Source organism: Herbaspirillum sp. B65, assembly GCF_000333555.1.
GTDB lineage: Bacteria > Pseudomonadota > Gammaproteobacteria > Burkholderiales > Burkholderiaceae_D > Herbaspirillum > Herbaspirillum rubrisubalbicans.
Map to the genome: position 1 here is coordinate 1 of NZ_BADI01000312.1, position 6,642 is coordinate 6,642.

General features: G+C 60.2%; 7 protein-coding genes. 6 read left to right on the forward strand and 1 reads right to left on the reverse strand.

The annotated features are described in order from the left end of the window. Together leuC and leuD are read left to right on the forward strand one after the other, a co-directional pair. Nucleotides 1-1,145 (forward strand): 3-isopropylmalate dehydratase large subunit (leuC, locus tag I5W_RS08025; RefSeq protein ID WP_044528836.1); only part of this gene is annotated, 1,145 nt, incomplete at its 5' end. Continuing rightward, nucleotides 1,142-1,777, forward strand: a complete 636-nt coding sequence (gene leuD / locus I5W_RS08030; protein ID WP_044528837.1) for a 3-isopropylmalate dehydratase small subunit — start codon at nt 1,142-1,144, stop codon at nt 1,775-1,777. The genes leuC and leuD, both read left to right, overlap by 4 nt. Before the next feature lie 64 nt (nt 1,778-1,841). Here the strand turns inward: leuD and I5W_RS08035 are convergent, their stop codons facing one another. Continuing rightward, the gene (locus tag I5W_RS08035; protein ID WP_017451380.1) at nt 1,842-2,774 is read right to left on the reverse strand and encodes a LysR family transcriptional regulator; all 933 of its coding nucleotides are present in this window, start codon (nt 2,772-2,774) and stop codon (nt 1,842-1,844) included. A gap of 145 nt (nt 2,775-2,919) precedes the next feature. Here I5W_RS08035 and I5W_RS08040 point away from each other — a divergent pair, with 145 nt between their 5' ends. From I5W_RS08040 to I5W_RS08055, 4 genes are all read left to right on the forward strand, one after another. Next, nucleotides 2,920-3,906: a 2Fe-2S iron-sulfur cluster-binding protein gene (locus I5W_RS08040; protein WP_044528838.1), complete on the forward strand. Its 987-nt coding sequence runs from the start codon at nt 2,920-2,922 to the stop codon at nt 3,904-3,906. Nucleotides 3,907-3,920: 14 nt separating this feature from the next. Next, nucleotides 3,921-4,979 (forward strand): gentisate 1,2-dioxygenase, encoded by a 1,059-nt coding sequence (gene gtdA, locus I5W_RS08045; RefSeq protein ID WP_044528839.1) that lies wholly within the window; start codon nt 3,921-3,923, stop codon nt 4,977-4,979. A gap of 95 nt (nt 4,980-5,074) precedes the next feature. Then, nucleotides 5,075-5,773: a fumarylacetoacetate hydrolase family protein gene (locus I5W_RS08050; RefSeq protein ID WP_044528840.1), complete on the forward strand. Its 699-nt coding sequence runs from the start codon at nt 5,075-5,077 to the stop codon at nt 5,771-5,773. A gap of 26 nt (nt 5,774-5,799) precedes the next feature. Beyond that, the coding region (locus I5W_RS08055; protein WP_252716946.1) for a Rieske 2Fe-2S domain-containing protein at nt 5,800-6,642 on the forward strand (843 nt) is incomplete at its 3' end.

Consider the following 6,642-nt stretch of genomic DNA (forward strand, 5'->3'; position numbering starts at 1 on the left):
CATGTCGCCCGGTCGGAGCATTGGCCTACTTCCCGTTCAGACACCAGAATCAAGGTATCTTGCATGTGCTCGCCCCCGAGTTGGGGGCGACGCTTCCGGGTACGACTGTGGTCTGCGGCGATTCGCATACCTCCACCCATGGCGCTTTCGCAGCACTGGCTTTCGGCATTGGCACTTCGGATGTGGAGCATGTCCTGGCAACGCAGACTTTACGATGCAAGCAATCGAAAACTCTGCTTGTGCGCTTTGAAGGTCGAGTTCCGATGGGCATCACGGCCAAGGATCTGGTACTTGCCATGATCGGAAGAATCGGCGTGGACGGAGGAACAGGTCACGCCATTGAATTCCAGGGTGAGGCCATTTCGGCGCTCTCCATGGAGGGCAGGATGACCCTGTGCAATATGGCCATCGAGGCGGGCGCGAGAACGGCTCTTGTCGCTTACGATCACGTCACTGAGGATTACCTCGAGGGTCGTTGCTGCGCCCCCAAGGGCGACCTGTGGGACTCTGCCATCGCCTATTGGCGCCAACTGAAGTCGGACGCAGGAGCCAGTTTCGATAAGGTGGTCGCTCTGGATGTCGCAGGGCTGTTGCCGCAGGTGACGTGGGGAACGACACCGGAAATGGTTGCGCCTGTGACTGGCTCCGTCCCTGATCCCGCCGCCGAAGGAAATGCCGAAAAACGCGAAGCAATTCTTCGCGCACTGCACTACATGGGGCTTGCCCCCGGTGTCCCCTTGATTGGTTTGTCGATCGATCAGGTGTTCATTGGATCATGCACCAATTCCCGGATCGAGGATCTTCGGCAAGCCGCTGCCATCGTCAAGGGCCGGCAAGTGTCGTCCCGCGTCAAGAGAGCAATGGTGGTGCCAGGTTCTGGCATGGTAAAGAGGCAGGCCGAACGCGAAGGCTTGGACGCGATCTTCCTGCAAGCGGGGTTTGAATGGCGGCAGCCAGGCTGCTCGATGTGTCTGGCGATGAACGAGGATCGATTGGCACCGGGAGAAAGATGTGCGTCCACGTCCAATCGTAACTTCGAAGGTCGCCAGGGGCAGGGTGGGCGTTCTCACTTGATGAGTCCTGCCATGGCTGCTGCGGCAGCTATTGCCGGGCATATTGTCGATGTCCGCGGGTGGATCCAATGACGCCGATCAGAGAAATTTCCGGTACCGTTGCCGTACTGGACCGGAACAACGTCGATACCGACGCGATCATTCCCAAACAATTCATGAAGTCCATTGGCCGTACCGGCTTTGGTCCTTATGCCTTCGACGCCTGGCGATATCTCGACGATGGGTATTGGGGTAAAGATTGCAGCAAACGATTGTTGAACCCGGATTTCGAACTGAATGCGCCCCGTTTTCAGGGCGCGACGATTCTGCTCACGGGGAAGAATTTCGGCTGTGGCTCTTCGCGTGAGCACGCTCCGTGGGCCCTGGCCGATTATGGGTTCCAAGCCATCCTGGCAGAATCCTTCGCCGACATATTTCATGGCAACTGCTTGAAGAACGGCATCCTGGCCATTCGACTCGAGGCTGCGACTCTTGCGCAAATGCGCGAGCGGGTAATGCTGAAGACGGGTTGCCAGGCGCAGATCGATTTACCGAATCAGCATATCCGCATAGACGATACCGTGTATGGATTCGAGATTGATACGGCTTGGAAGGAACGACTTCTCAAAGGCCTGGATGACATATCCCTAACCCTTGAGGAGAAGGAATTTATTCATCGTTTCGAAGAGCAACAGCACCGTTTGCAGCCGTGGTTGTATCGATGAGCATTGAATCGAGCCCGCAATCGGCTTCACTCGAAGGTTCATAGAGGTCCTCAGAGAATCCCGCTCACTCTTCCAGCATCTCCGTCTTGAGCTTCTTATCCGAAAACAACTTGAAGACCAGCCGCCGCATCCACTGATTCCCCGGTTCCTTATGAAACTTGGCGTGCCAGAAGCAATTGATCCCGGTCTCCGGCAGCTCCACCGGGTGCTGCAGAAAGCGCAGATTGAACGGTTCCAGGCACTGCCGTGCATAGCGCTCCGGCACGGTAGCGATCATGTCGGTGGTGGAGAGGATGTGCCCGACCGCCACGAAGTGTGGCACCGTCAATCGCACGTTCCTGCGGATGCCTTTTCTCTCGATGGCTTCATCCACGCGCGCATGTCCGGTGCCTGAGGCCACCACCTTCACATGGTCGGCTTGCGAGAATTCCTCCACGCTGATCTTCCTCTTGTCCAGCGGGTGACCGCGTCGCATCAGGCAGACATACTTCTGCTCGAACAGTCGCTGCTGGAAAAACCCCGCCTTCAATTGCGGCAGCAAGCCTACCGCCAGATCCACATGTCCCGACTCCATGCCCTCCTTGAGGTTGAGGGTGGTGTTGCGCACCGTGTTGATCGAAATATTGGGCGCGATACTGGAGAGCGCATCCATCAGCCGCGGCAGGAAATAGATCTCGCCGATGTCGGTCATGCCGATGGTAAAGGTGCGGTTGGTGCGCTCGGGATCGAACAGCGCTTGTTGATTGAGCGTGCTGTGGATGGCGCTGAGGGCATAGGCAATCGGCTCGGCCAGCTGGATCGAGAGCGAGGTCGGTTCCATGCCCTTGGAGGTGCGCAGGAACAGTTCATCGCCCAGCAGGCGGCGCAGTCGGTTCAAGGCATTGCTGATGGCCGGCTGGGTCTGCCCGAGCTTCTCGGCGACGATGGAGACGCGGCGGTCGATGAGCAACTGGTTGAAGACAACGAGCAGGTTGAGGTCGATATCCTTGAGTTCCACGGCCTTGTCTCCTGGCAATTCTGGTTGGAAGTAATATCACCGATGGTGATGTTGAACATTCAGAGAATACTCTATGTTTATAAAGTCCTGCTTCCTATAATCGCCTCAACGATTCAATAAAAACGATAGGCAGAAGGAGACAGGCATGGAACTTGTGGTGCAACCCCTCGGGCGTGCGCTTGCCGTCAAGGCGGGTGACAACCTGCTGGACGCGTTGCAGGCCAATGGCGTGCCGGTGTCCTATAGCTGTCGCGCAGGCCGTTGCGGTACCTGCCGCTGCAAGCTCATCGAAGGTCGCGTGCTGGAATCGGCCGGCGACGCCAAGCTCACCAATCCCGGCGAGGGCAGCCATGTGCTGGCTTGCATGAGCGTCATCACCGAAAGCTGCGTGGTCGAGATTCCCGAGCCCGATGAGATCGTCATGCACCCGGCACGCGTTCTCAAGACCACGGTAGTGGCGCTGGAAGATCTCACGCATGACATCAAGCGCGTGGTGCTCAAATCGAACAAGCCGCTGTCGTTCTCGCCGGGCCAATATGCGCTGCTGCAATTTACGCCCGAGCATATCCGACCCTATTCCATGGCCGGTCTGCCGGAAGATGACACGCTGGAATTCCATCTGCGCCAAGTGCCCGGTGGCCGCGTCACCGGCTACGTGTTCCAGCAACTCAAGCTGGGGGATCAAGTGCGCGTTTCCGGTCCCATGGGCACGGCCTACCTGCGCAAGAAACATGAGGGGCCGTTGCTGTGCATCGCCGGCGGGACCGGGCTGGCGCCGGTGCTTTCCATCGTGCGTGCGGCCACTGCGCTGAAGATGACCAATCCCATCCATCTCTACTTCGGGGTGCGTTCTTCGCGTGACCTGTACGGTCTGGATTGGCTGCAGGCACTGGCGCACAGCAACCCCAACTTGCACCTGCATATCGTGCTGGCCACCAACGAGCCGGGCCAGCGCCATCGCGTCGGCCTGGTCACCGATGCCGTGGCCGCCGACTGGCAGGACTTGAGCGGCTGGCGCGCCTACCTCTGTGGCGCGCCGCCGATGGTGGAAGCCGCCACGCTCATTGCCAAGTCCAAGGGCATCGCCATGGAGCATATCTACGCAGATGCGTTCTATGCCAGCCCCAACTAAGCCGAGGAATGATGATGAAGATGGATATCCCTGATCAGGTCCGCGCTGCCCGCGCGCACTACTACCAACACATCAACCAGTTCAGCATGACGCCGTTGTGGGAAGTGCTGGGGCGACTGGTGCCGAGGTCGCCCACGCCGCTGGTGCAGCCGGCGCTATGGAAATATGCCGAAGTGCGCGAGCAGGTCATGCAGGCCGGCCGTCTGATCAGCGCCGAGGAGGCCGAGCGCCGTGTGCTGATCCTGGAAAACCCCGGCTTGCGTGGCAATTCTTCGGTGACGCAAAGCCTCTATGCCGGCTTGCAACTGATCATGCCCGGCGAAGTCGCACCGGCCCATCGGCATACGCAATCGGCGCTGCGCCTGGTGCTCGATGGCGAGGGCGCCTATACCGCCGTCGATGGCGAACGCACCACCATGCGCCGTGGCGACTTCATCATCACTCCGGCCTGGACCTGGCATGACCATGGCAACCTGGGCGAGCAGCCGGTGGTCTGGCTGGATGGCCTGGATATTCCGCTGGTGCGTTTCTTCGATGCCGGTTTTGCCGAGCCGGGGCACGATCTGTCGCAGCAAGTCAGCCGCCCCGAGGGCGATGCGCTGGCCCGTTATGGCAGCAACATGGTGCCAGTCGATTTCAGCCAGCCGGCCAATGCGCCGACCAAGGTCTTTGTTTATCCCTATGCGCATACCCGCGCAGCGCTGGCGCGTGTATCGCAGGGTGCCATCGATGCCCATCATGGCTACAAGCAGCGCTTTGTCAATCCGGCCACGGGAGCGTCACCCATGCCGACCATGGGTGCCTTCATCCAGTGGCTGCCGCAGGGTTTCGAGAGCCTGCCATATCGCTGTACCGATGCCACCGTCTATGTTTGCCTCGAAGGCGAGGGCGAAGCGCTGGTCGGCGAGCAGTTGTTGCGCTTCCAGGAAAACGACGTGTTCGTGGTGCCGTCGTGGAGCAGCCTGCAACTGCGTGCGCAACGCCAGTCCATCCTGTTCAGCTACTCGGACCGCCCGGCCCAGCAAGCCATCGGCCTGTGGCGCGAAGAGCGCCTGGCACGGCCGGCCGCATAGAGCGGAAAAGGTTTACCAGTTTCGTCATTTTTTCCAGGGCCGAGAAGGGCGCCGCTTTGCCCCGGTCTTGACTCAATCCTTGCTTCGGAGATTTTATGAACTACGTGCTTCCCTACGCGCCTGTCATCAGCCTGGAAGTGGCCGGCAGTGCAGATGCCTTCCCGGTCAACCGCATCTTCTGCGTCGGTCGCAACTACGCCGCCCATGCGCGCGAAATGGGCAAGGACCCGGAACGCGATCCGCCATTCTTCTTCATGAAGCCGGCCTGCGCCGCCGTGCGTGCCGGTGAAACGGAAAGTCGCATTCCCTATCCCCCCATGACGGCCAACTTCCACCACGAGATCGAACTGGTGGCGGCTATCGGCAAGGGCGGGCACAACATCAGCGTGGAGGACGCGCTGGCCCACGTCTATGGCTATGCGGTCGGCCTGGACATGACCCGGCGCGACCTGCAACTGGAGGCGCGCGACAAGGGGCGTCCCTGGGAATTCGGCAAGTCCTTCCGTGCTTCGGCACCTATCGGTCCCATCCATCCGGTGAGCAGTGTCGGTCACATCGGCAGCGGCGAGATCGCGCTGACCGTCAATGGCCAGCCGCGCCAGCGTTCCGATGTGCGCGAGCTGATCTGGTCGGTGGCCGAGAGCATTGCCTATCTGTCGCAGTACGAAGCGCTGGAGCCGGGCGACCTGATCATGACCGGCACCCCCGAAGGCGTCAACGCCGTGGTGGCCGGCGATCTGATGGAAGGCCATGTGGCCGGCCTCGGGTCCATTCGTGTGCGCGTGGCTGGCTGAACTGCCTGCCATTGAAGGAGAACATCATGCAGGAAGCAAGTATCGCCTTTGCCCGCGATCAGAAATGGAACGGTGACGGCTCCAGCCGCATCCCGTTCTGGGCCTATACCGACCAGGCGCTCTACCAGCGCGAGCTGGAACGATTCTTCTATCGCGGCCACTGGAACTACGTCGGCCTGGAAGCCGAAATCCCGCAACATGGCGACTTCAAGCGCACCGTGGTGGGCGAACGTTCGGTCATCATGACACGCGACGCCGAGGGTGAGATCCACGTGGTGGAAAACGTCTGCGCCCATCGCGGGATGCAGTTTTGCCGGGAGCGCCACGGCAATCGCAAGGAACTGGTCTGCCCCTATCACCAGTGGAATTATCGTCTCAACGGCGATCTGCAGGGCGTGCCCTTCCGCCGTGGCGTCAAGCAGGATGGCAAGGTCAATGGCGGGATGCCGGCCGACTTCAAGGTCGAGGAGCATGGCTTGACCAAGCTCAAGGTGGCGCGCCGCGGTGGGGTGGTGTTCGCCTCCTTCGATCAGGAAGTGGAACCGCTGGAGCAATTCCTCGGACCGCAGATGCTGGAATACTTCGATCGTCTCTTCAATGGCCGCCAGCTCAAGATATTGGGGTATAACCGCCAGCGCATCCCCGGCAACTGGAAGCTGATGCAGGAGAACATCAAGGATCCCTATCATCCCGGCCTGTTGCACACCTGGTTCGTCACCTATACCGAACCGGGCCTGCTGGCGGCGCTGCAATCGACGGTGGCGGAGTTCAATCCCAAGCTGGGCCTGACCATCAGCCTCGATTACCAGCTGGGGCCACGCACGGTTCCGGCCTATCAGGCCATTCACCTGCGCAGATCGCCCGCAGGC